This window comes from Streptomyces cynarae, assembly GCF_025642135.1.
Classification (GTDB): Bacteria; Actinomycetota; Actinomycetes; order Streptomycetales; family Streptomycetaceae; genus Streptomyces; species Streptomyces cynarae.
The window spans coordinates 818784-840250 of record NZ_CP106793.1 but is presented as its reverse complement, the minus strand read 5'-3'; the positions used below and the strand labels follow the sequence as shown (position 1 = coordinate 840250).

Below are 21467 nucleotides of genomic sequence, written 5' to 3'. Positions count from 1 at the left end.
GGGCCGGGATGCGGTGCTCCGCTACGGAGCGTCGCGGGGCGGGCGCTCGTCGTGTGCGAGGAGGGCGTGCCGGCGGTCGTGCGACGGTCGGCCGCCGCCCTTCGGCTCACGCGCTGTCGCGCCCGGCGCGCCCGCGGCGGCGCAGCAGGAGCAGCCCGCCCGCGACGGCGGTGACGCCCGCGGCGGCGGTCCACGCGGGGACGTCCGAGGAGCCGGTGTTCGCCAGGTCCCTGCCCCGGCCGCCCTGCGGACCGGCCATGGACGACGGCGCGGGGGACCCGCCTCCGGCTCCGGTGGCCGCGCCGGACGCGGGCGTCGGGGACGCCGTCGCCTCGGCCGTGGACACCCGGTCGCGGGTGAACGTCAGCGTGCCGAAACCGAGCTGGTCGTATCCGCCGCTGTTGGGCCCGTAGTCCCCGCCGCCGCCCTCCGGGGCCGTCCTGGCCGCGATCCGCGTGACATAGGGGGCGTCCAGCCCTCGGCGCTTGGTGTAGTGGTTGGCGATCATGGCCCAGATCGGGCGGGTCATGGCCGGATCCACGGCGGCCGCCCTGCTGGTCGTCTCACTGCCGGACCAGACGCCCGGTGCGCCCTTCTTCCGGGTCAGCGCGGTGTAGGGCACGGATCCAGGGTGTGCAGCAGTCCCGGGTGCGCGAAGGCCGTGCCGCCGCCGACGCCCCCGGGCGCGGGGACGGCGGCGGTGACGGCGGCCGCGCCCGCGGCCGTACCGGCGATCTTCAGCATGCTCCGGCGGCTGATCCGTGCTCTCACGTGGGTGCGTCCTCGGTCTCGTCGGATGGTCGATGCGGACGATTACGCTCAGGAGACGGCTCCGGACCCGGCCGATAACACAAAGTGGCGCCGCCTTGACGGAGCCGGCGTACATCGGCGGGCCGAACCGCTGCGACGAGCACCCGTAGGGAGCTTCCCCGTTGCCGCCGAACTTCGTACGGCATAGTGGGCGGCATGGACATGGACGCACTGGACCGCGCCCTGCTGCGGGAACTCCAGGACGACGCACGGCAGACGAACCGGGAGCTGGCCGCGCGGACGGGGGTCTCCCCGTCCACCTCGCTGGAGCGGGTACGGCTGCTGCGGGAGCGCGGGGTCATCACGGGCTACCACGCGGCCGTGGACCTTGAGGCGGTGGGCCGCCCGGTCCAGGCACTCATCTCGGTGCGCATCCGGCCGCCGGCCCGTCCCGTCATCGAGGGGTTCCGCGAGTGGGCTGCCCAACTGCCCGAAGTCATCGGCCTGTTCGTCACCTCCGGAGCGCACGACTTCCTCATCCACGTCGCCGTCCCGGACGTCAACGGCGTCTACGCCTTCGTCATCGACCGGCTGACCGAGCGCCGTGAGGTCGCCGACGTGCAGACCACCATGGCCTACGAGCACGTCCAGCCCCGCCGTATCGAGCCCGCCGACGAATCCCCGTCGGCTCCGCGCAGGAAACGGTGACGGGCACCGATTCCGGTCCGCACGTTCGACGCCACATCCGGTGATTCGCCGTATGAAGTGCACTGACAGTGGTCACGCGGCTGCCGTGTTCTGCGAAAGTTCGGTAGTCGAGCCACGGAACCGTACACCTGCCTAGCATTCTCCGCATCAGCCGCAGAAATGCTCAGGAGGCAAGCTCATGACCGATGAAGACACGACCGGCTCGCGGATCGGCTTCGCCGCCAGCGAGGTGGACCCCGCCGTCTCGACCCGTGCTGCCCGGCTGAAGTGGGTCGTGGTCATCGACCGGGACCTGCCCTCCGGGCGCGCCGTCAACGCCGCCGTCTGCGTCGCGGCGGCCACGCAGTCCGCGGTGACCGGGCTGCTCGGCGAAGACGCCACCGACGCCGAGGGCGCCGTGCACCCGGGACTGCCCTGGGCCGGCTGCTCGGTCCTGGCGGCGGACGCCGACACCCTCCGCGCCATCCGCGCCAAGGCGGCCTCGTATGCCGACACCTTCGTCGCCGACATGCCGGTCGCGGCCCAGGAGACGCTGGTCTACGCCGACTACCAGGCCACCGTGGGCAAGACCGCCACCGACGACCTCGTGTACTGCGCCGTGAGCATCGTGGGCCCGCGCAACCGCGTCAGCAAGATCGCGGGCAAGCTCCCGCTGCTGCAGTGACCCCGGGCGGGGACGTCCGTCAGGACACCGCGTCCACCAGCGCCGCCAGCGCCGACGCGAGGCGGGGCAGACCGGGGCCCGCGGCACCGCCCGGTTCGGTCATGTAGGCGTCCCGGCGGATCTCCACCATCAGCGCGGTGACCCGGGGCTGTGAGCCGTAGAACTCCAGGGGGACGTACGCCCCGGAGAAGGGGCTGTCGACCCCCGTTCCGCCGAACCCCGCGAACGCCTCACGCGCCCGGGCGAGCAGTTCCGGCGGCGTGTGGAAGGAGTCCGTGCCCAGGCAGACCGGTGGCCGGGGGCCCTCGCCGTGCAGTTCGTAGGGCAGACGGGAGGTCGGGTATGAGTGGACGTCGAGGACGACGGCCCGGCCCGCGGCGGCGAGCCTGTCCGCGACCGCCGCCGTCATCGCCCGCGCGTACGGATGGAAGTAGCGCCGCAGCAGCGGTTCCGGGTCGGTGCCGGCCCCTCGCAGGACCTCGCGGTGCGTGGTGCGGGTGTAGACGGCGCCCATCCCGACGGCGAGCATCTCCTCGCGGTCGTCGGGGAACCGCTCGGGATCGACCACCAGCCGTGACAGCCGGTTGACGAACCGCCAGGGCGTGACGGCGGCGGCCTTCGCGGCGAGGTCGGCCAGTTCGCCGGTGTGCGCGTCCGTGATGTGATCCAGCTCCCGGGCGAGGGCCGTGTCGTCGAGCAGGATGCCCTCACGCACGTCCGCCGGCATCTCCCGCGCCCCGTGCGGCACATGGAGGATCACCGGAGAGTCGTCGGCGCCGGGCAACAGGTCGAACGAGGCGTCGGTGGCGCGGGGCATGGCGGCTCCTCCGGGTGCGGTGACCAGGAGACCGTACCCGGCCGAGGAACACGCGTGCTTCGGATCAGGCCGCCAGGGCCGCGCGGGCCGACGCGAGCGCCTGCCCCGCGTAGCCGCCGCCGAACAGCACCGTGTGGACCAGCAGCGGGAAGAGCTGGTGCAGCCCGATCCGGTCCCTCCAGCCGTCCGCGAGCGGAGCCGCCTCCTGGTATCCGGCCAGCACCCGGTCCAGGTGCGGGCAGCCGAACAGGTGCAGCATGGCGAGGTCGGTCTCCCGGTGTCCGCCGTGCGCGGCCGGGTCGATCAGCCAGGCGTGGCCGTCGGCGCCCCACAACACGTTGCCGTTCCACAGGTCGCCGTGCAGCCGGGCGGGCGGCTCCGCGGGACCGGCCAGCTCCGGCAGCCGCTCGCAGACACGTTCGAACAACGTCGCCTCGGTGGACCGCAACGTGCCGTCGTCGACCGCGCGGCGCACATAGGGCAGCACCCGGTGCTCGCCGTACCAGCTCGGCCAGTCCTCACCGGCGACGTTGCGCATCGGGGCGAGGCCGATGTACGCGTCCTCGGGACCACCGGGCGGCGGGGCGCCGAACGCGGGCGCACCCGCCGCGTGCAGGGACGCCAGTTCGCGGCCGAAGCGCGCCGCTGCCTCGGCGCCGGACCGCCCGGGCCGGACGCGGTCGGTCACAAGCCAGTGCTCGTCGTGACCGTGCACGGCCGGGACGCGTACCGCGCCGGCGTCCGCCAGCCAGCGCAGCCCCGCCGCCTCGGCCCGGAGGGAGCCGGGTTCGTCGCCGCGTTTGACCATCACCACCCGGCCGCCGTCGAGGACGACCTCCGTGAGCGCACCGGACCCCGGGCGCTCACCGGTCACCGGACGCCCGGTGAACCGGGCCGCCGCGGCCCCGGGTCCCTGATCGGCTTCGGTCATGGCGGCACCTCGTCGACAGAACTCCATGAATGCCCCGGCCCGCGCCGTACGGGCTCCGAGGGCCCGGACGATACCGCAGCCGTCCGGCGCACCGACGCGGTGACCCTGAACGCCGCCCCGGATGTCTGCGAACCCGCGCGGAGATGAGTGAGCACGTTACGAGGGGGCACTCGTGAGGCGTTGTGTGTGCGAGGAATCTGAGGACTCTGCTGACCGGATGGTTCAGCTTTGCGGACGGCGAGGCCACCGCGGGAGATGTGCTGGCCCTGCGCCGGGTCGAGGACGTGCTGCGTCACCAGGGGATCCCCTACGACGTGGCGTGGAGCCCCGGCTTCCGGCCGTCGGCGCTGCACCTGGACGACGTACGGCCCGCCTCCTATTCGCATCTGATCTTCATCTGCGGGCCGCTGCACGGACCCCCGATCGAGGAACTGCACCGGCGCTTCGCGCACTGCGTGCGCATCGCGGTCGGTACCTCCGTGCTGGACGCCGACGACCCGGCCGTCACCGGTTTCCACCGGGTCCTTCCGAGGGACGCGCCCGCCATGGGCCCCGTTCCCGACCTGTCCACCCACGCGCCGAGCGAGACGACCACCCCCGTCGTCGGGGTGATCCTCACGCACGGGCAGCACGAGTACGGGGAGAGGCGCCGGCACGACGAGGCCGCCGAGACGGTCACCCGGTGGCTGGCCGGCAAGGACTGCGCGCGGGTGGAGCTGGAGACCCGGCTCGACAGCCACGACTGGCGGTTGTGCGCCACGCCCGGGCAGTTCGAGTCCGTGCTGTCCCGGATGGACCTGGTGGTCACCGACCGGCTGCACGGGCTGGTGCTCGCGCTGCGCGGCGGAGTGCCGGCCCTGGCCGTGGACCCCGTCGAGGGCGGTGCCAAGCTGACCGCCCAGGCCGAGGCCTGCGGCTGGCCCGCACTGGTCCCCGCGGACCGCCTCACCACCCGGCGGCTGGACCACTGGTGGCAGTGGTGCCTGACCTCCGGCCGGGTCGCGGCCCGGCAGGTGCGCCGCGAGTTCCTGGAGGACCCGGACGACGACAACGCCCCGGCACTGGTGGCGGCCTTGACCGACCGGGCCTGAGAGGCGACCCGGCGTCCGGGCCGGCCACACACCGCGAAGTCGTCTGCTCGGGCTGACCCCGTGCACGCGGAGACGGGTGACCCCGTGCACGCGGAGACGGGTGACCCCGTGCACGCGGAGACGGGTGACCCCGTGCACGCGGAGACGGGTGACCCCGTGCACGCGGAGACGGGCGACCCCGTGCACGCGGAGAGGGCCGACCCCCGTGCACGCGGAGACGAGGGTGCGGCCCTCAGGGCGACGACCGGGCCGCGGGGCGCTCCAGCCCCGGGGCCCGGTCGTCGCCCTGCGTGTGTCCCGGTCAGGCCGTCGGTTCCGCCACGCGCAGCGGGACGGCGGCACCCGACAACGTCTCCTCACCGTCCCGCGCGACCTTCGACCACCAGCCGAGGCCGTCCTCGATGGACCGCAGCAGCACACCCTCCCTGACCGCCCACGGGCAGATGGTCACCGTCTCGAAGTTCGCCAGCTTCATGACGGTGTGGGCGACCAGGGCACCGGCCAGGCTCTGGTGGGCCCGTGGCGCGGAGATGCCCGGCAGGTCGGCCCGTTCCGTCGACCGGCGGGAGGCCAGGGCCTCGATGGCCTGCCGCAGATCCGCACGGCGCAACTCACGGTGCACGAACGGGCCGTGTCGCCCCGGCGGCGCCCCGCACAACCGTGCCAGCTGCTGGAACGTGCGTGAGGTCGCCACCGCCACGCAGGGGCTCTCCCAACGGGCGCGCGTGGCCACGTCGCGCAGTTGGTGACGCACCTTGCGGCGCAGCGCCTTGATGTCCGCCGGGGTGGGCGGATCGTTCTCGGCGAAGAACTCACGGGTCAGCCGGTTCGCACCGAGCGGCAGCGACGCGGCGAAGTCCGGGAGGCTGCCCCGGCCCAGCGCGACCTCCAGGGAACCGCCGCCGATGTCGAGCAGCGCCAGCGGTCCGGACCGCCAGCCCATCCACCGCCGTGCCGCGAGGAACGTCAGCTCCGCCTCCACCTCGCCGGGCAGCGTGCACAGGGCCACACCCGTCTGGCCGCGCACCGCCTCCAGGACCTCCCGCCGGTTGGGCGCGGCGCGCACCACCGCGGTCGCGAAAGCCAGGGCGGCCCCGAGCCCCACCGCTCGGCCGTCGCGGCGGCCTCGGCGACCGACCGGGCCAGTTGCTCCACCGCCGCGTCCGCCATCCGCCCGTCCGCGTCCGTCTGGTCGGACAGCCGCTGCTTCCACTTCGCGGTGTGCACCGGGAGGGGCACACCGCGCTCCGCGTCCGCCACCATCAGACGGATCGTGTTCGAACCCACGTCAATCACGCTCACCCGCATGGCGGCGAAGTACCCCGTTCGGCCCGGGGGATGCCGGGCGGTCCGTCCGGCCGCGCGGGTTCACCCGAACGAGCCGCGACGAGCCACCGTGGCCGCCAGCGGTCGGCGGTGCGGTGGCCACACCCTGTGGCACGCCCTCACCGCAGGCCCGAGCATGGAAACGACTCGCCGGGGCACTCGACCGGCCGCTGCGCACGGGCGTGCGTCACCCATCGGCGGAAGGAAGGCGGAAGGACCACGTGCTGATGACGCCGACGACCACGTTCTCCCCCCTGCCGACCGCCCGGCCCTTCTGGGGGCGTGCGGTGGTGACCGGAGGCGCCGGATTCCTCGGCTCCCACCTGTGCGAACGCCTCCTGGACAGCGGGATCGACGTCGACTGCGTGGACGACCTGGCGTCGGGATCGGTGGCCAACATCGCCCATCTGACCGGCCGGCCGGGCTTCCGGTTCGTGGAGTGCGACATCGCGCGGCCCGAGAGCCGCGAAGCCCTCGCCGGCCCCTATGACGCGGTGCTGCACTTCGCCGGTCCCGCCTCCCCCGCCGACGCCCGGGGCCGGGCCCTGGAGACGATCGCCGCCTGCGGCCTCGGCACGCGCAACGCGCTGGCCGTCGCCGACCGGGACGGCGCCCGCTTTCTGCTGGGCTCCTCCTGCCAGGTCTACGGCGATCCGGCTGTGCACCCGCAGCGGGAGGACTACTGGGGCGACGTCGACCCCGTGGGACCGCACAGCGCCTACGACGAGTCCAAGCGGTTCGCCGAGGCGCTCACCACCGCCCACGCGAGCGCTAGGGGCACCGACGCGGGAATCGTGCGGGTGTTCACCACGTATGGCCCCCGGATGCCGGCGGACGGTCGCCAGGCCATCCCCGCCTTCATCCGGCAGGCACTGGCCGGGGAACCGGTCACCATCGAGGGCGACGGCAGCCAGACCCGCTCCCTGTGCTACGTCGACGACACCGTCGACGGCATCCTGCGCGTCGCCGCCAGCCGATCCGTGCGGCCCGTCAACATCGGCGGGGACGAGGAGACCACCGTCGAGGAGGTCGCGCGTCGGGTGATCACCCTCACCGGCTCGGGATCGCGCCTGGCCTTCGTCGACCGGGAGCCGGGCGACCCCGCGCGGCGCCGGCCCGACACGACTCTCGCCCGCGAACTCCTCGGCTGGGTACCGAAGGTGACCTGGGAGGAAGGGCTCGAGCGGACCATCGCCGCCTGCACGGACAGGGCCCCGGGAGAAGTGGCGCACGGGGGAGGGGCGCGGTGAAGGCGATCGTCGTGCGGCTCGGCGGTTTCGGAGACGTCCTGCTGACCGGTCCCGCCGTACGAGCCGTCGCCACCCGGGCCGGCCATGTGACGGTCCTGTGCGGCGCCCGTGGTGCCCCCGCCGCCCGGCTGCTGCCCCATGCCGACGAGGTCCTCGTGGCGGAGGACGCCCGGCAGGGCGCCCACCCGCCGGGCGAGGCCGAGGCGGACGCCGACCGACTGCTGCGGCGCCTGCGCGAGGGCTCCTACGACGTGGCGCTCGACCTCACCCCGTCGCACCGGAGTTCCCTGCCGGTCGAGGAACTGCTGCGCACGGCCCGGGTGCCCCGCGTCGGAGCCGTCGGCCACATCGACAGCCCGGCCCGGCGCCCGCAGGACCGCTCCGACCACGAGGCCGAGGCGGCACTTCAGACGGCGGCCCGCCTGGGCTTCCCGCTCCGCGACGGGGACGACGGACGGCTGCGCGTGGTGCCTCCGCCCGACACCGCGGGTATCACCGGCGACGGCCCCTACCTGGTGGTCCACCCCGGCGCCGGCACGCCGAACCGCGCCTGGGACCCGGACGGTTGCGCGGAGGCGGTCGCCCTGCCGCCGACGCGGGCCATCGCGTCGTCGTCACCGGCGGCCCGCACGAGACCGCCCTGACCCGATACGTCAGCGGCGGCACGGCCGTGGACCTCGGCGGCCGCACGGACGCGCGGACCCTGGCCGGGGTGGTGCGGGCCGCCGACGTCGTCGTCACCGGCAGCACCGCCCCCACACGGCTCGCCGCCGCCACCGGCACCCCCGTCGTCTCGCTCCGCTCTCCGGTGGATCCGCGCCGGGGGCCCCACGGAGTGCCCGGTGTGCTCCTCGGCGACGAGACCGGTCCCCGCCCGGAGACGGGCGCCCGCACGGGCCTCAACGGGGTCACGGCCCACGACGTGCTGCGCGGAGTGCAGAAGCTGCTCCAGGAGGGCGCGTGAAGGACATCGACGCGCCCGAGCGGCACGCCTCCCGTGTCACCGTCGCCATGATCACCCGCGACCGCCGTGACAGCGTGCTGCGCACCCTGGACCGGCTGGCCGACCTACCCGAGCGGCCCCCCGTCGTCGTCGTGGACAACGGCTCCAGTGACGCGACCGTGGCCGCCGTGCGCGACCACCCACTGGGCGTGCGCGTCCTGGCCGCCGGACGCAACACCGGCGCGCTCGGCCGCAACCTCGCGGTACGGCACGCCGCCACGCCCTACGTCGCCTTCAGCGACGACGACTCCTGGTGGGCGCCGGGCGCCCTGGACACCGCTGCGGACGTCCTCGACGCCCACCCCCGGCTCGGCCTGCTGGCCGCCCGCACCCTGGTCGGTCCGGACGCCGCCGAGGACCCGCTGAACTCCGTCCTCGGGCACTCGCCGCTGCCGCCCGATCCCGACCTGCCGGGCCGCCCGGTGCTCGGCTTCCTCGCCTGCGCGGCGGTGGTCCGCCGCCGCGCCTTCCTCGAAGCGGGCGGCTACCACCGGGTGCTCTTCTTCGGGGGCGAGGAGACCCTGCTGGCCTACGACCTCGCGGCCCGCGGCTGGGGCGTCAGCTATGTGCCGTCGGTGACGGCCCATCACCATCCGGACCCCGGCGAACGCCCCGGCCGCTCGGCGGTCCAGCGGCGCAACGCCCTGCTCACCGCATGGCTCCGCCGGCCCGTCACGGTGGCACTGGGCCGTACCGCCCGCCTCGCCGCGGCGGCCGCCCGCGGCGAGCGCGACGCCGCGGCGGCGCTGCGCGGCGCGATCGCCCGGCTCCCCGCGGCCCTCAGGGACCGCGAACCGCTGCCCGCCCGGATCGAGCACGCCGTCCGCCTGCTGGAGCGGGCCACCCCATGAGCACCGACGACCGAGGACGAGCGGACATGCCCCACGACCCCTCTCACGTGCCCGCCAGGACACCCGGGAACGACACCCGCACCCCGCACGGCGACGACCTCCGCCCCGACCCCCGGACCACGGTCGTCGTGATCACCCGGGACCGCCGGCCGGAACTGCTGCGCACCCTGCGGACCCTGCGGGACCTTCCCGAGCGGCCACGGGTCGTCGTCACGGACAACGGATCCACCGACGGCACCGCGGACGCCGTCACCCGGCACTTCCCCGAGGTCCGGCTGCTGTGCCCCGGACACAACCTGGGAGCGGTCGGCCGCAACCTGGCGGTGCGCCACGTACGGACGCCCTATGTGGCGTTCTGCGACGACGACACATGGTGGGAACCGGGATCCCTGGGGCGGGCCGCGGACCTCCTCGACGCCCATCCCCGGCTCGCGGCCGTGACGGCCCGCATCGTGGTCGAGCCGTCGGGGGAGGAGGACCCCGTCGTCGCCGAACTGCGCGACTCACCCCTCAAGGGACCCGACTGGCTGCCCGGCCCCGCCCTGGGGTCGTTCCTCGCCGCCGCGACCGTGATGCGCGTGGACGCCTTCAGAGCCGTGGGCGGCTTCCACCCCGGACTGTGGCTGGGCGGTGAGGAGGAACTCCTCGCCACCGACCTGCTGCGCCGGGGCCACTGGCTCAGCTATGTACCGGAACTGACCATCCATCACGCCGCCTCCCAGGTACGGGACAGCACCGAACGGCGCGTCCTGGGACTGCGCAACACCCTCTGGTTCACCTGGCTGCGCCGCCCCTGGCCGTCCGCGCTGCGCCGCACCTGGTACCTGATGCGCACGGTCCCGCGGGACCACGCGTCCCTGCGCGCGTTCGCCCGGGCGGCGGCGGGGCTTCCCTGGGTCCTGAAACAGCGCGATCCCGTGCCCGCCGACCTCGAGGCCCACCTGGTCGCCCTGGAGGAGGCGAGGCGGACCTCCCCGGCCCGCAAGTACGTCGGCTGACCGGCGACCGCACGCACCGCGGCCGGGGCATCTCGCCCCGGCCGCCGCACCTCCGAGATCGGATCACTCGTTCTCGAACACCGCCTTGCTCACCTCGGCCGGATTCTGGAACTTCTTCTTTCCGAGGTGATCGATGCGCTCGGTGATCTCCTTGGGAGCGCGGTTGTCCCGGGCGACCTTCTTGAGCTGCTCGGTGTCGGCCGGGTACTCCGCGCCGGACAGTGCTTTCTGCAGATCTGTGGGGCTGACACCCGCCATGGCTCCTCCAGGCGGTGAGACGTTCCGGTTGACACGGCGCCGCCAAAAGCGCCGGACCCCCGAGTACCCGGTGCCCGGCAGGGCCATGCGCAGGCCGGGCGCACGATCCCCGGCGCGCCGCCACGGCCGGGGAGTGGCTCTCAGGCGCCGCGCTCGCCGTCCCCTGTCGCGGGCGCGGGGCGGCGCTGGAAGAGCGAGTACAGCCACAGCAGCGACGGCACGAGCAGCAGCGCACCGGCCGCAAGGGCCGCGAGGCTCGCCCCCAGGACGGACGACTGCGAGGCGCTGTCACGCACGGTGACCGACGGGGGAAGCATCGCGGGGTACTGGGCGACCCCCCAGCTCCACAGGACCGCGGCGACCGCCGTGGCCGCCGTGACCCGCACCGACGTCAGCCTCGCCCGCATCAGCAGGGCCAGGCTGACCACGCCGAGCACCGCCGAGACCACCACCAGGGGCAGCGCCCGGTGCGTCAGGCCGTGGAAGAGCTGCGGCGCGTCCGCGTGCAGGACGGCGATCCCGGCCAGGGCCACCACACCCGTCACCACCCCCGTGACCAGGGCCCGGTGCCGGAAGTAGACCGCCAGGTCGTCCTCCCCGGTCCGCGCGGCATCCCCGCTCAGATACACGGCCGCCAGAAACGCGCAGGTCAGTACGGCCAGCACGCCGCCCAGCGCGGAGGTGGGATTGAGCCAGCCGGTGACCAGGTTCCCCTTCGCCAGGCCGGGGGGAACGCGCCCCGAGGCCACGGCTCCGGCGACCGAGCCGAGGAAGTAGGGGGTCACCACCGAGGACAGCGCGAAGAAGCCGCCGAACAGTCGCTGCTGCCACACCTCCGTGCTGACCTTGCGGAACGCGAACGCGGCGCCCCGGGCGATGATTCCGAGAGCCGTCAGGGTCAGCGGGATGTAGAGGGTGGACATCACCGCCGCGAACACCGGTGAGAACCCCGTCCACAGCATGACGACGACGAAGATCAGCCACACGTGGTTGGTCTCCCACACCGGGCCGATACTGTGCTCGATGAGCCGCCGCGGCGGCCTGCCGCGCTCGCTGCCCCCGGCGAGCAGGTCCCACAGGCCCGCCCCGAAGTCGGCTCCGCCGAAGAGGGCGTAGCAGGTCAGGCCGACCCACATGGCGGCCAGGGCCGTGTTGGCGAGCATCAGCGTCCCCCCGTCACGGTGGTGCGGGCACACAGCAAGGGCGAGCGGTCAGACAACGGGGTACTCCCGTACGTCGTGCTCCTGGGGAGCGAGCGGAACAGGCCGGTCGCGGGTCAGACGGCGCAGCACATAGACCGTGGCCACGGTCATCAGCGCGTAGACGACGACCACCAGCCACAGCCCGGCCATCAGCCCGGGGGCCACGTTCACGGCGTCGTGGACGCGCAGCAGCCCCCATACGATCCACGGCTGACGCCCCTCCTCGGTCACGGTCCAGCCGCACTCGAGGGCGACCACCGCCGCCGGCCCGGTCAGGACGCCGAGCGCCAGGAAGGCGCGCAGCGGTCGGCTCTCGCCCTCCAGCCAGGGGCCGCCACGGCGCCTGCGGAGCAGCCCCAGCACGAGCAGCCACACGCTCACCGCGAGCAGGAACAGGCCGCAGGCGACCATCAGGTCGAAGGCCAGGTGCACGCCGGTGACCGGGGGGCGCTGGTCGGGCGGCACCTCCTCGAGGCCCTTGATCACCGTGTTCGGGCTGTAGCCGACCAGCAGCGACAGCCCGTCGGGGATCCGCAGCCCGTAACGCAGGCCGCGCGGGCCCGCGATGCCGGCGATGGTCAGCGGTACGTGGTCACCGGTGCGGTAGACACCCTCCATCGCGGCGAGCTTGACCGGCTGGTAGTGGGCGATGAAACGCGCCGCCCAGTCCCCGACGAACAGCTGCACAGGAGTGACGATCGCGCCCAGGACCAGCGGGACGGTGAAGCCCAGTCGGTGGTAGCGGTCCCGGCGGCCGCGCAGCAGCGCCACCGCGTACACGCTGGAGGTCAGGAAGGCCGCGACCATCAGGGCCGCGAGGATCATGTGCGTGGTCTGCGGCGGGGTCGCCGGGTTGAACATGGCCGCCCACGGGTCGACGTGGACCACCTTGCCGTCACGCAGGGTGAAGCCGCGCGGCTGGTTCATCCAGGCGTTGGCGCACACCACGAAGAACGCCGACGCCACACCCGCGACCACGATCGGCACACCGGTCAGCAGATGGGTGCGCGGCGACAGCCGGTCCCACGCGTACAGGTAGATGCCCAGGAAGATCGCCTCGATGAAGAAGGCGATCCCCTCCATGGCGAAGGGCAGGCCGATCACCTGGCCGTACGTTCCCATCAGACCGGGCCACAGCAGGCCCATCTCGAAGCTGAGAATCGTGCCGGACACCGCGCCGACGGCGAAGAGCACCCCCATGGCGCGGGCCCAGCGGCGGGCGAGGAGACGGTACGAGGGGTCCCCGGTCCGCACACCCCGCCACTCCACGATCAAGGTCAGCAGCGGCAGACCCACGCCGAGGCAGGCCAGCACGATGTGCCAGGCGAGGGAGAAGCCCATCTGGGCGCGGGCCGCGTCGAGATCGCCTTGGTGCACGACCGTGGCGGCCAGTGCTCGCGGCCCCGAGGCGATCGGTTGCATCGAACACTTCCTCTCTCACGCCGGGACCGTGCGTTCCCGTGGGTTCCCGCAGCGCCGCGGGACATGCCGGACGGGAAGCAGGGCGTCGTGGCGCACCGGTCCCGCCCAGGTCAGCTTCGCGGCATGGTCCGCCGTATGTGCCGTGCGACACGCACGTGTGTGCTCCCGATCTTCAGGCTGTTCACGGCCTGGTCTGCCGGGTACTCGCCGTCGTTCAGGAAGCGAAAGGCGTATGTGAGGAATCGTCGCGATGACCGTTCCCGAGGAGAACCGGCAGAAGACCGAGTCCACCGACGACGTGGTCATGGAACCGGCGGAGGAGAAGGCCGGCAAGTCCGCCCCCACCGGTCCGTCCGGCCGCACCATGCGTGAGGCGATGGAGGAGGCGGGCATCCAGCGGGAGGACTACGAAGAGCGGTAGGAGTGGCGAGCAGGCCTGTCGCAGCACCTGCGGGACGCGCCGAAGACGCCGTCCAGGGGGAGCTGGAGAACCGACGTCACGGCGGGCGGCCACGGATGCTGTGAGCAAGTACACAGGAGCATCAAGTCCCCGACACGGTTGGGGACTTGGTGTGTGTTCGGCACCCCTCCCGGAGCCCGCGACGACCACTCGCCGGTCCCGTCTGCCACGATGGTCGACGCCGTCCTCCCGGGACCCGCACCGCGGCTCACCGGCGGCACGGCACCCGCCAGATCCGGGGGAGCGACCGCGCAGCGCAGCCGGTGTACCGAGCTCCCGCCGATGTTCCGTGTGAGTCCCCCGGGACCCCTCCCCGAAGATCACTGTGCCTTCTTCCCCTGTCGCTTCCGCGTCCCCTCATGCCCCCGTACCGGCTGCTTCCGCGCCGGACGCCGCCCCGGCGGCCGAGTCCTCCTCGCCCTGGAGATCCCTGAAGTACCGCAGCATGCGCTGGTGGTCCCTGGCGAACTTCGTCTCGAACGCCGGCACCTGGATGCAGCTCACGGTGCAGAACCTGCTGGTCCTGAAGATCACCGGGTCCGCCGCCGCCACGGGTCTGTCGATCTCCGTGCAGGCCGCCCCGGCCCTCCTTGTGAGCCTCGCGGGCGGCGCCGCCGTCGACCGCTTGCCGAGGAAGCTGACCGCCGCCGTCAGCCAGGCGCTCCTCGGCGCCGTCGCCTTCACGACGGCCGTCCTCGTCGCGCTCGGCCGGCTCGACGTGCCCGTGCTGATGGTGCTGGCCGCCGTCACCGGCCTGATCGCCACCGTCGACGGGCCCGCGTGCGCGCTGCTGGGCAACGACCTCGTCCGCGAGGAGGACGTCCCCTCCGCGATCGGCGTGGGCTCACTGGTGCACAGCGCGGGCCGGCTCGTCGGTACGGCGCTCGCCGGCGTGGCGGTCGGCTTCTTCGGCACGGCCGCCGCGTACACCGCGAACGGGGTCTCCTTCCTGTTCGTCGCCGCCGTCATCCCCTTCCTCCGCCCCGCACCCGGCGCCGTACGGGCTCCCGCGCGGCGTGCGCCGCCATCCCGGCCCAGCGCGGCAGCCGGCCCGCGGGCGGGGACATGACCGTGCGGCAGGGCCTTGCGTTCTTCGCGCGCCGCCCGCGGCTGGTCGCCCTCGCGGGCGTCACCGGGATCAGCGCGATCTTCGGACGCAACTACGGCCTCACCCTGGCCGTCCTCGTCACCGGCCCGCTCGCGGGCGGCGCCGGAGCGTTCGGCACGGTGTCCACCGTCCTCGCCGTCGGAGGCATCGTCGGTGCGGTCCTCGGTGCCCGGCTCCGCCGGCCCTCCGTGCGGGTGGTGGGCACGCTGGCCGCCGTGGGCGGACTCCTCCAGATCGTGGCGGGCCTCTCGCCGTCGCTCGCCGTGCTGCTGGTGCTGGTTCTGCCGATGGCCGTGGTGGAGTCCGTCTCCGACACCGCCGGGACCACCGTCCTGCAGACCGACCCGCCCCCCCACCTGCGCGGTCGCGTGCTCGGCGTGTGGAGGACCATCAGCACGGCGTGGGGCCTGGGCGGCCCGCCCGCGCTCGGCCTCCTCATGCAGCTGGCCGGAGCCCGCGGCGCCCTCGTCGTCGGCGGCGTGATCATCGCGGGCACGATCGGAGCGGGCTTCGCCCTGCGCCGACGCCGGACCACCCCGGCGGTGGTGCTCCGCACGGAGGACCGCGGAGTACCGGACCTGAGCACCGCGGCCTGAGCCGTCGGGGCGGCGGACGGCCGACCGGCGCCCGTTGCCGCGGCCGCCCTGCGTGGCGGCATCCGTTGCCGGGCCTGCCCCGGCCCGCCACCGCCCGCGCGCCGAACGGAGCGCGGGCCGTCGCGTCGGACGCCACTGCGGTCGGGCTGGGTCCGGCCAGGGGCGGATCGACGGCCGGCGGCCCTCACCGTTCGCGGTCCCCGCGGGACCCCAGGGAGTGTCCGGGTAGTCCGGACCGGGGCCCGGACGGCCTGCCGCCCGTCTTGCGGGAACCGACCGCCGCGCAGCGGCGGACGGCGGGCAGCGGCGGACGGCGGGCAGATCCCGAGGGCTCACGCCTGCCTCGCCCGTCGGCCCTCAGCCCGCGCAGCCCTCGTGAGCGCTCCTGTCTGCCGTCGGCCCTCCGTCAGCCGCGGGCCCGCAGACCCGTGGTCAGTACGCCGGGCCCGTCGCCCCGCGTCCCCCGGCCTGCTTCCGGCTCCCGCCCGCGCTCCAGCACGCCGTGTACCGCCTCGGTGACCTCCGCCACCGTGATCCTCAGCAGCCGCTCGTCCGGCACCCTCCCGTGCGCGTCCCCGGGCCGTGGCGCATCGTCGTCCCCCGGATGCCACAGCACCCGGTGCCGTGCGTCGGCCGGCGGGCCCCACAGCCGAGGGGCGACCGGGCCGAACAGCACCACCGAGGGTGTGCCCAGAGCCGTGGCCAGGTGCGCGAGCCCGGTGTCGCCGACCACCACGCAGCGGGCCCCGGCCACCAGCGCGGCCAGCCGGTCGAACGGCACGTCGCCGTCGCCCCCCACGACCGCATCCGGCGGCAGCCCCGCCCGAGCCGCCACGTTCCGCGCCAGCGCGCCCTCCCCGGCGCCCGCGGTCACCACCACGTCGTACCCCGAGCGGCGCACCTCCCGCGCCACGGCCGCGAACCGCTCCGGCGGCCAGCACCGCGCGGCGGCGTCGGCCCCGGGGTGCACCACGACGGCGCCGGGTGCGGGGGAGGGCGTCGCGGGCGCCGGGACCGACAGGTCCTCCGGGTCCGCCCGGACGCCGTACCAGGCGAGCAGACGGCACCACCGTTCCCGCTCGTGTTCGTCCTCCCGCCACACCGGACCGGGGATGTCGGGGGTGTCCGGGTGCGCGTAGGCGAACAGCCGCCGCGGACCGAGCCCCCGCAGCAGCAGATGGCTCGGTGGGCCGTTGCCGTGCAGATCGACCGCCAGATCGGGCGCCGGCCCGGCCCAGGCCAGCTCGGCGGGCACCGCCCGGCCGGGGGCGGAGGCGGGCAGCATCCGGTCCACCAGGCCGGTCGCCACGGCTGCCTGCTCCAGCCGCGCGGGCGCGGCCAGCACGATCTCGTGGCGGGGCAGATGCCTTCGCAGCGCCCGCAGCGCGGGCACCGCCGTCAGCAGATCGCCCAGCCCCAGCGCCCGCAGCACCAGGACCCGCCGCGAGTGCGCCTCGGCCGTCCTCACGAGGGCGCCACCGGGGGCACGGCGGCCCGAGCCGCCCGGCGGGCCAGCAGTGTCGTGGAGCGGCCGTCGAGATAGGGCAGCACGACCGCCTGCCCGCCCCAGGCCCGCAGCGCCTCCGCCTCCGGCAGGTCCTGGACGGAGTAGTCGCCGCCCTTGACCCACACATCCGGCTGCAATCGCTTCAGGACCGTCTCCGGGGTGTCCTCCTCGAAGACCGCGACGGCGTCCACGCTGCCCAGCGCCTCGAGGACCCGCACCCGGTCCGCCACCGTGTTCAGCGGGCGCCCCGGCCCCTTCAGACGGGCGACCGAGGAGTCGGAGTTGAGGCACACGATCAGGCAGTCGCCGATGCGCCGCGCACTCTCGAGCAGGCCCACGTGCCCCGCGTGCAGCAGGTCGAAGCAGCCGCCGGTGGCCACCACGGTGCCGCCCCGCGCACGGACCCGCTCGGCGACCGCGAAGGCGTCGGTACGGGGTGTCTGCGCCGGGGGAGGGGGCGAGGTCCGCCACAGCGCCGGGTTCCCGGCCCCGCCCGCCGAGACGAACGCAGCGGCCTCCGCGACGCCCCGCTGCAGGGCCTCCTCCGGCAGGGCACCGTCCGCCAGCGCCGCCGCCGTCGTGGCCGCGAAGCAGTCGCCCGCGCCGCAGGGGTCCCCGCTGGCCCGGTACGGCGGCGGCACCAGCATCGGTGTGCCGTTGCCCGGCCTGGCCAGCAGGGCCCCGCGGTCCCCGAGGGTCACGGCGACACCGGCCGCCTGCCAGCGCTCCGCGAGCCGAGCGGCCCGGTCGGCGCACGCGCGCAGGGAGTCGCCGTCGCCGGGGCACAGGGCGGATGCCTCCGCCGCGTTCGGCGTGACCAGCCGCGCCCCCGGCACCGGAGTGTCGCCCCGGGGGTGGGGGTCCCACACCAGCGGTGTGCGCGGTACGACGGCCGCCAGATGCTCCCGCACGGCACCGGCCGTGCGCCGTCCGTAGTCGGCGACCAGCACGGCGTGCGCCTGCGCGAGCGCCTCGCGCACCGCGGCGTCCGGCTCGCCGGGCGTGCCGCCGCCCCGGTCGATCCGCACCAGGGGCGGCCGCTCGCCAGCACCCGCGTCTTCACCGGCAGGCTGCCCTTCAGCGGGATCTCCACCAGCCGCACCCGGCCGCGCAGATCACGGCGTACGGCCTCGCTGGCCGAGTCGTCGCCGAGCGCGGTCACCAGCACCACCTCACGCCCGCCGCGGGCCGCCAGCGCGGCGGCGAGTCCCGCCCCGCCGGGATGACGCCGGTCCTCGGTGACGTCGACGACCGGTGCGGGGGCGTCCGGGGACAGCCGGGTGGCGACACCTTCGATGTCCTCGTCGAGCAGGACGTCCCCGACGACCACGAGCGGAGCCCGCCCCGTCACGACGCCCTCCCGTGGGCCCCGACCGTACGTGGCACGGCGGTGGGCCGGGTGGCGGCGCCGAGCGCCGCGTCGAAGCTCTCGCAGAGCAGGTGCACGGCCACCAGATGGGCCTCCTGAACGGTCGCGGTGTTGCCGACGTCGATGCACAGGGCCTCGTCGGCCGCCTCCGCCAGCGGGTTCGGGCCCGGCCCGGTGAGCGCCCAGACGCGCAGCCCGGCCGCCCGGCCCGTCACGGCCGCGCTGATCAGGTTGGCGCTGCGGCCGGAGGTGGACAGCAGCACGAGCACGTCACCCGGGCGGCCGTGCGCGGCCACCTGCCGGGCGTAGACCTGGTCGAAGCCGTAGTCGTTGCCGATCGCGGTCACGCTGGAGGTCTCCGCGTGCAGCGAGATCGCCGAGTAGGCCGGCCGTTCCTGTCGGTAACGGCCCACCAGTTCGGCGGTCAGATGCTGGGCCTGGGCGGCGCTGCCGCCGTTGCCCGCGGCCAGCAGCCGGCCGCCGGCTGAAAGGACGATCGCGAGCCGGCCGCCCCACTCCGCGATCCGGTGCAGGCCGTCCCGGCGCAGGCGGACGAGCGCCTGCTCCAGTGAACGGCAGTGCAGGTGCGCGGCATCGAGTGCAAGGGATGCAGAAGAATCGGTCATGTTGATCGGGCGTACCGCGTCACGGGGACGGCGGCCGGACCCGCACCTCCTTCGGACGTCGGAGCTCCGCGGTGGGTCGGGAACGCTGTCGAGGGCCGGGCGGACGGTGCGTGATCACACCACCCCCGTGGCCGCGGGCTGGGCGTCCAGGACGGAGCAGTACGTCGCCTCGGTCGCCGCGGCGACCCGTCCCCAGCCGTACCTGCGCAGCACGCGACGGCGGCCCGCCGCGCCGCACGCCTCCCGCATCTCGGGGTCGGCGAGGAGTTCACCGACGGCCCGGGCGAGGGCCTCCGGGTCCCGTGGCGGTACCAGGCGCCCGGTGGTCGGGTCCGCGACGGTGTCCAGCTGGCCGCCCACCGCGCTGGCCACGACCGGCCTGCCGCAGGCCATGGCCTCCAGCGGGACGATGCCGAACGGCTCGTAGTCCGCGGGGCACACCACCACGTCGGCCGCGCGCAGCAGCGGCGGCACATCGCGCGGCGCCACACCGCCCGTGAAGATCACCCGGTCGGCGACACCGTGCTCCTCGGCGATGCGCCGCAGCCGGCGCACCTCCGGGTCCTCGTCCAGCCGGTCCGCCGACGGCCCGCCGACGACGACGAGTTCGGTCTCCGGCAGCAGGGCGAGCGCGGCGAGGGACACCGCCGCGCCCTTGCGCGGCACCAGGCGCCCCAGCTGGATCAGCCGGTGCCGCCGGGTGCCGCGTTCGGCGACCGGGCCCTTCGGCGTGAACAGCTCGGTGTCCACCCCGCACGGCACGATGCTGACCTTCCCGGCGGGTATGCCCATCCTGCCCAGTTCGACGACCTCGTCCCGGCACGTGGCGATCACCCGGTCGCAGCCGAGGCCCACCTCCGTCTCGTACGCGATCCGCCGCGCCGGACTGGTGTCCGCCAGCTGCTGGTGCCGTCGCTTCACGGTGCCGAGCGCGTGGTACGTGTGCAGCAGCGGCAGCCCCAGCTCGCGCACGGCCCGCAGCGAGGCCAGGCCCGACATCCAGAAGTGCGAGTGCACCACGTCCGGCGCCCGCACCCGCCAGACCCCGGCCAGATAGCGCCCGAAGTCGGCCATGTAGGGCAGCAGTTCGTCCTTGGGCAGCGGCTCCGGCGGACCCGCGGGTACATGGCGCACCTCGACCCCTTCGCGCAGTGGCACCCGGTCCGGCAGGTCCTTGTCGTCGCGGCGGGTGTACACGGTCACCCGGTGTCCCCGGTCGGCGAGCGCCCCGGCCAGGCAGGCGACGTGGACGTTCTGCCCGCCGGCGTCCACCCCGCCCAGCGTGGCGAGGGGACTCGCGTGTTCCGAGACCAGCGCGATCGACAGGGACCCGGGGCCGTCGGCGTCGACGGTGCCGGACTGGATGGTGTGCAGGGATGAGGTCATGTGCGCGCCTCCGTCATCACGCGCTCCCAGTCGTCCAGGAAGCGCTTGAGCCCGTACCGGCCGAGTGCCGCCTGGCGGGCACGGGCGCCGGCCTCGGCCGCGGCTTCGGGTTCGTGCAGGTAGTGCCGGGCTGCCCGGGCCAGGGCGTCGGGCCGGGTGGACAGCACGCCCGCGCCCTGCGGGACCGCCTCGACCACCTCGGTGGTGGCGAGCGCCAGGACGGGCATGCCCAGGTGCATGGCCTCCAGCAGCGACAGGCCGAGGGAGGTCCAGCGCACCGGATGCAGATAGAACCGGCGCTCGGCCATCGCCCGGTGCAGCTCGGCCTGCGGCAGGTCCGCACTGCGGCACCGCTCCTCGGGCAACCCGAGATGGCCGGCCAGTCCCTCGGTGCGCATCCCGAACACGTCGAGCGGCGCCGCCTCCGCCAACGCGGACAGCAGGTCCGTGCCCGTGTAACGGCCGCGCCGCACCGGTTCGTTGACGACCACGGCCCCACGGGCGAGTCGGCCGGTGTACTGGTGTCCCGGGTCGACGATGCCGTGCTCGACGACCTCGGTGCGCGTTCGGCCGCAGTCCCAGAACAGCCGGTTGAAATGGGTGACATGGACGAGCGTCAGGTCGCCGCGGTCGGCGAAGGGATGCCGGGTGTTCGGCACGTCGCCGTCCGGTGCGTTGTGCTCCAGGTAGACGGCGGGTATGTCGCGGCCGGGGCGGCGGCCCCCGAGCCAGCGCTCGGCCAGCGCCGGTTCGTGCGGCCGTTGCAGGACGACCAGGTCCACTTCCGCGTCCCGCAGCTGCTCGGGGGTCGCCTCGCGCACCGAGGACGGCCAGGAGAACGTGCGGGCCCGCCCCAGTCCGTCGGGGTCGCGGCCGGGTGTCACCGGAACGAGGTAGGTGTGGGGCCCCTGGACGAACGCCGTCGTCCAGGAGCCGTGCACATGCCACAACAGGATGTTCATACGGTCGCTCCTCGTTCCGTCTCGGGACCGCGGCCCGGCCCGGACGCGTCCTCCGCCGGGCCGCGTGCGTCCCCGGGTCCTGACACCTCCTCGGGGCCGGACGCGTCCTCCGGGCCGGACGCGTCCTTCGGGCGGGACGCGTCACCCGGTGCGGGGCACGCGGCCGTGGCGAGATCCGCTCG

At 74.6% G+C, this 21467-nt stretch carries 19 protein-coding genes and 4 pseudogenes; 10 read left to right on the top strand and 13 right to left on the bottom strand.

Translation table 11 applies throughout. The annotated features are described in order from the left end of the window. Positions 1 to 106: 106 nt before the first annotated feature. Both N8I84_RS04045 and N8I84_RS04040 read right to left on the bottom strand, forming a co-directional pair. Positions 107 to 628 (bottom strand): annotated as a pseudogene (locus tag N8I84_RS04045) (LPXTG cell wall anchor domain-containing protein); the annotation flags it as partial. Further along, positions 604 to 771 (bottom strand): hypothetical protein, encoded by a 168-nt coding sequence (locus N8I84_RS04040; RefSeq protein WP_263235054.1) that lies wholly within the window; start codon positions 769 to 771, stop codon positions 604 to 606. The pseudogene N8I84_RS04045 and the gene N8I84_RS04040, both read right to left, overlap by 25 nt. 201 nt (positions 772 to 972) lie before the next feature. On the opposite strand from N8I84_RS04040, the gene N8I84_RS04035 reads away from it, so the two are divergent. Together N8I84_RS04035 and N8I84_RS04030 are read left to right on the top strand one after the other, a co-directional pair. Beyond that, positions 973 to 1458, top strand: coding sequence for an Lrp/AsnC family transcriptional regulator (locus N8I84_RS04035; protein WP_263234654.1), 486 nt, complete (start codon positions 973 to 975; stop codon positions 1456 to 1458). A 178-nt stretch (positions 1459 to 1636) separates the two neighbouring features. Beyond that, complete coding sequence (locus N8I84_RS04030) at positions 1637 to 2122, top strand: DUF2000 domain-containing protein (RefSeq protein ID WP_263228185.1); 486 nt, start codon at positions 1637 to 1639, stop codon at positions 2120 to 2122. A 19-nt stretch (positions 2123 to 2141) separates the two neighbouring features. On the opposite strand, the gene N8I84_RS04025 is transcribed toward N8I84_RS04030, so the two are convergent. Continuing rightward, a complete protein-coding gene (locus tag N8I84_RS04025; protein ID WP_263228184.1) occupies positions 2142 to 2939 on the bottom strand; it encodes an N-formylglutamate amidohydrolase in 798 nt (265 codons plus the stop codon). Positions 2940 to 3003: 64 nt separating this feature from the next. Further along, positions 3004 to 3897, bottom strand: a complete 894-nt coding sequence (locus N8I84_RS04020; protein ID WP_390898843.1) for a fructosamine kinase family protein — start codon at positions 3895 to 3897, stop codon at positions 3004 to 3006. Positions 3898 to 4052: 155 nt separating this feature from the next. On the opposite strand from N8I84_RS04020, the gene N8I84_RS04015 reads away from it, so the two are divergent. Continuing rightward, entirely contained in the window at positions 4053 to 4961 is a 909-nt protein-coding gene (locus N8I84_RS04015; protein WP_263228182.1) for a polysaccharide pyruvyl transferase family protein, read from the top strand. A 301-nt stretch (positions 4962 to 5262) separates the two neighbouring features. On the opposite strand, the pseudogene N8I84_RS04010 reads toward N8I84_RS04015, so the two are convergent. Further along, positions 5263 to 6269: pseudogene (locus N8I84_RS04010) on the bottom strand (Ppx/GppA phosphatase family protein). Positions 6270 to 6514: 245 nt separating this feature from the next. Between N8I84_RS04010 and N8I84_RS04005 the strand changes: the two are divergent. The 4 genes and pseudogenes from N8I84_RS04005 (at position 6515) to N8I84_RS03990 (ending at position 10389) form a co-directional block, all read left to right on the top strand. Next, entirely contained in the window at positions 6515 to 7537 is a 1023-nt protein-coding gene (locus N8I84_RS04005) for an NAD-dependent epimerase/dehydratase family protein (RefSeq protein WP_263228181.1), read from the top strand. Next, positions 7534 to 8501 (top strand): annotated as a pseudogene (locus N8I84_RS04000) (glycosyltransferase family 9 protein). Before N8I84_RS04005 ends, N8I84_RS04000 begins: the two are co-directional and overlap by 4 nt. A 47-nt stretch (positions 8502 to 8548) precedes the next feature. Beyond that, a complete protein-coding gene (locus N8I84_RS03995; protein WP_390899017.1) occupies positions 8549 to 9391 on the top strand; it encodes a glycosyltransferase in 843 nt (280 codons plus the stop codon). Continuing rightward, entirely contained in the window at positions 9388 to 10389 is a 1002-nt protein-coding gene (locus N8I84_RS03990; RefSeq protein ID WP_263228178.1) for a glycosyltransferase family 2 protein, read from the top strand. The genes N8I84_RS03995 and N8I84_RS03990 overlap by 4 nt, the downstream gene beginning before the upstream one ends. Before the next feature lie 63 nt (positions 10390 to 10452). On the opposite strand, the gene N8I84_RS03985 is transcribed toward N8I84_RS03990, so the two are convergent. The 3 genes from N8I84_RS03985 to N8I84_RS03975 all read right to left on the bottom strand — a co-directional run bounded on the left by N8I84_RS03985 (position 10453) and on the right by N8I84_RS03975 (position 13271). After that, positions 10453 to 10647, bottom strand: coding sequence for a DUF2795 domain-containing protein (locus N8I84_RS03985; protein WP_200422965.1), 195 nt, complete (start codon positions 10645 to 10647; stop codon positions 10453 to 10455). Between the two features lie 140 nt (positions 10648 to 10787). Then, positions 10788 to 11810, bottom strand: a complete 1023-nt coding sequence (locus N8I84_RS03980; protein WP_263228175.1) for a cytochrome d ubiquinol oxidase subunit II — start codon at positions 11808 to 11810, stop codon at positions 10788 to 10790. A 48-nt stretch (positions 11811 to 11858) separates the two neighbouring features. Then, entirely contained in the window at positions 11859 to 13271 is a 1413-nt protein-coding gene (locus tag N8I84_RS03975; protein WP_263228174.1) for a cytochrome ubiquinol oxidase subunit I, read from the bottom strand. A gap of 250 nt (positions 13272 to 13521) precedes the next feature. On the opposite strand from N8I84_RS03975, the gene N8I84_RS03970 reads away from it, so the two are divergent. The 3 genes from N8I84_RS03970 to N8I84_RS43055 all read left to right on the top strand — a co-directional run bounded on the left by N8I84_RS03970 (position 13522) and on the right by N8I84_RS43055 (position 15435). Next, complete coding sequence (locus N8I84_RS03970; protein WP_263228173.1) at positions 13522 to 13692, top strand: hypothetical protein; 171 nt, start codon at positions 13522 to 13524, stop codon at positions 13690 to 13692. A 484-nt stretch (positions 13693 to 14176) separates the two neighbouring features. Further along, positions 14177 to 14800, top strand: a complete 624-nt coding sequence (locus N8I84_RS43060; RefSeq protein WP_390898842.1) for an MFS transporter — start codon at positions 14177 to 14179, stop codon at positions 14798 to 14800. After that, a complete protein-coding gene (locus N8I84_RS43055; protein ID WP_390898841.1) occupies positions 14797 to 15435 on the top strand; it encodes an MFS transporter in 639 nt (212 codons plus the stop codon). Before N8I84_RS43060 ends, N8I84_RS43055 begins: the two co-directional genes overlap by 4 nt. A gap of 406 nt (positions 15436 to 15841) precedes the next feature. On the opposite strand, the gene N8I84_RS03960 is transcribed toward N8I84_RS43055, so the two are convergent. The 5 genes and pseudogenes from N8I84_RS03960 to N8I84_RS03940 form a co-directional block, all read right to left on the bottom strand. Beyond that, positions 15842 to 16903 (bottom strand): glycosyltransferase family 9 protein, encoded by a 1062-nt coding sequence (locus N8I84_RS03960; RefSeq protein ID WP_263228170.1) that lies wholly within the window; start codon positions 16901 to 16903, stop codon positions 15842 to 15844. After that, positions 16900 to 18293: pseudogene (gene rfaE2, locus N8I84_RS03955) on the bottom strand (D-glycero-beta-D-manno-heptose 1-phosphate adenylyltransferase). Before rfaE2 ends, N8I84_RS03960 begins: the two are co-directional and overlap by 4 nt. After that, a complete protein-coding gene (locus N8I84_RS03950; protein ID WP_263228168.1) occupies positions 18290 to 18937 on the bottom strand; it encodes a D-sedoheptulose-7-phosphate isomerase in 648 nt (215 codons plus the stop codon). Before N8I84_RS03950 ends, rfaE2 begins: the two are co-directional and overlap by 4 nt. Positions 18938 to 19051: 114 nt before the next feature. Further along, the gene (locus N8I84_RS03945; RefSeq protein ID WP_263228167.1) at positions 19052 to 20323 is read right to left on the bottom strand and encodes a glycosyltransferase; all 1272 of its coding nucleotides are present in this window, start codon (positions 20321 to 20323) and stop codon (positions 19052 to 19054) included. Beyond that, a complete protein-coding gene (locus N8I84_RS03940) occupies positions 20320 to 21285 on the bottom strand; it encodes a glycosyltransferase (RefSeq protein WP_263228166.1) in 966 nt (321 codons plus the stop codon). The genes N8I84_RS03945 and N8I84_RS03940 overlap by 4 nt, the downstream gene beginning before the upstream one ends. Positions 21286 to 21467: the final 182 nt, after the last annotated feature.

Excerpts from the sequence above, each read along its gene's own strand:
- N8I84_RS04035 (WP_263234654.1), top strand. The coding sequence starts at position 973 with ATGGACGCACTGGACCGCGCCCTGCTGCGGGAACTCCAGGACGACGCA.
- N8I84_RS04030 (WP_263228185.1), top strand. The coding sequence starts at position 1,637 with ATGACCGATGAAGACACGACCGGCTCGCGGATCGGCTTCGCCGCCAGC.
- N8I84_RS04025 (WP_263228184.1), bottom strand. The coding sequence starts at position 2,939 with ATGCCCCGCGCCACCGACGCCTCGTTCGACCTGTTGCCCGGCGCCGAC.
- N8I84_RS04020 (WP_390898843.1), bottom strand. The coding sequence starts at position 3,897 with ATGGAGTTCTGTCGACGAGGTGCCGCCATGACCGAAGCCGATCAGGGA.
- N8I84_RS04005 (WP_263228181.1), top strand. The coding sequence starts at position 6,515 with ATGACGCCGACGACCACGTTCTCCCCCCTGCCGACCGCCCGGCCCTTC.
- N8I84_RS03995 (WP_390899017.1), top strand. The coding sequence starts at position 8,549 with ATGATCACCCGCGACCGCCGTGACAGCGTGCTGCGCACCCTGGACCGG.
- N8I84_RS03990 (WP_263228178.1), top strand. The coding sequence starts at position 9,388 with ATGAGCACCGACGACCGAGGACGAGCGGACATGCCCCACGACCCCTCT.
- N8I84_RS03985 (WP_200422965.1), bottom strand. The coding sequence starts at position 10,647 with ATGGCGGGTGTCAGCCCCACAGATCTGCAGAAAGCACTGTCCGGCGCG.
- N8I84_RS03980 (WP_263228175.1), bottom strand. The coding sequence starts at position 11,810 with ATGCTCGCCAACACGGCCCTGGCCGCCATGTGGGTCGGCCTGACCTGC.
- N8I84_RS03975 (WP_263228174.1), bottom strand. The coding sequence starts at position 13,271 with ATGCAACCGATCGCCTCGGGGCCGCGAGCACTGGCCGCCACGGTCGTG.
- N8I84_RS03970 (WP_263228173.1), top strand. The coding sequence starts at position 13,522 with ATGACCGTTCCCGAGGAGAACCGGCAGAAGACCGAGTCCACCGACGAC.
- N8I84_RS43060 (WP_390898842.1), top strand. The coding sequence starts at position 14,177 with ATGCGCTGGTGGTCCCTGGCGAACTTCGTCTCGAACGCCGGCACCTGG.
- N8I84_RS43055 (WP_390898841.1), top strand. The coding sequence starts at position 14,797 with ATGACCGTGCGGCAGGGCCTTGCGTTCTTCGCGCGCCGCCCGCGGCTG.
- N8I84_RS03950 (WP_263228168.1), bottom strand. The coding sequence starts at position 18,937 with ATGACCGATTCTTCTGCATCCCTTGCACTCGATGCCGCGCACCTGCAC.
- N8I84_RS03945 (WP_263228167.1), bottom strand. The coding sequence starts at position 20,323 with ATGACCTCATCCCTGCACACCATCCAGTCCGGCACCGTCGACGCCGAC.
- N8I84_RS03940 (WP_263228166.1), bottom strand. The coding sequence starts at position 21,285 with ATGAACATCCTGTTGTGGCATGTGCACGGCTCCTGGACGACGGCGTTC.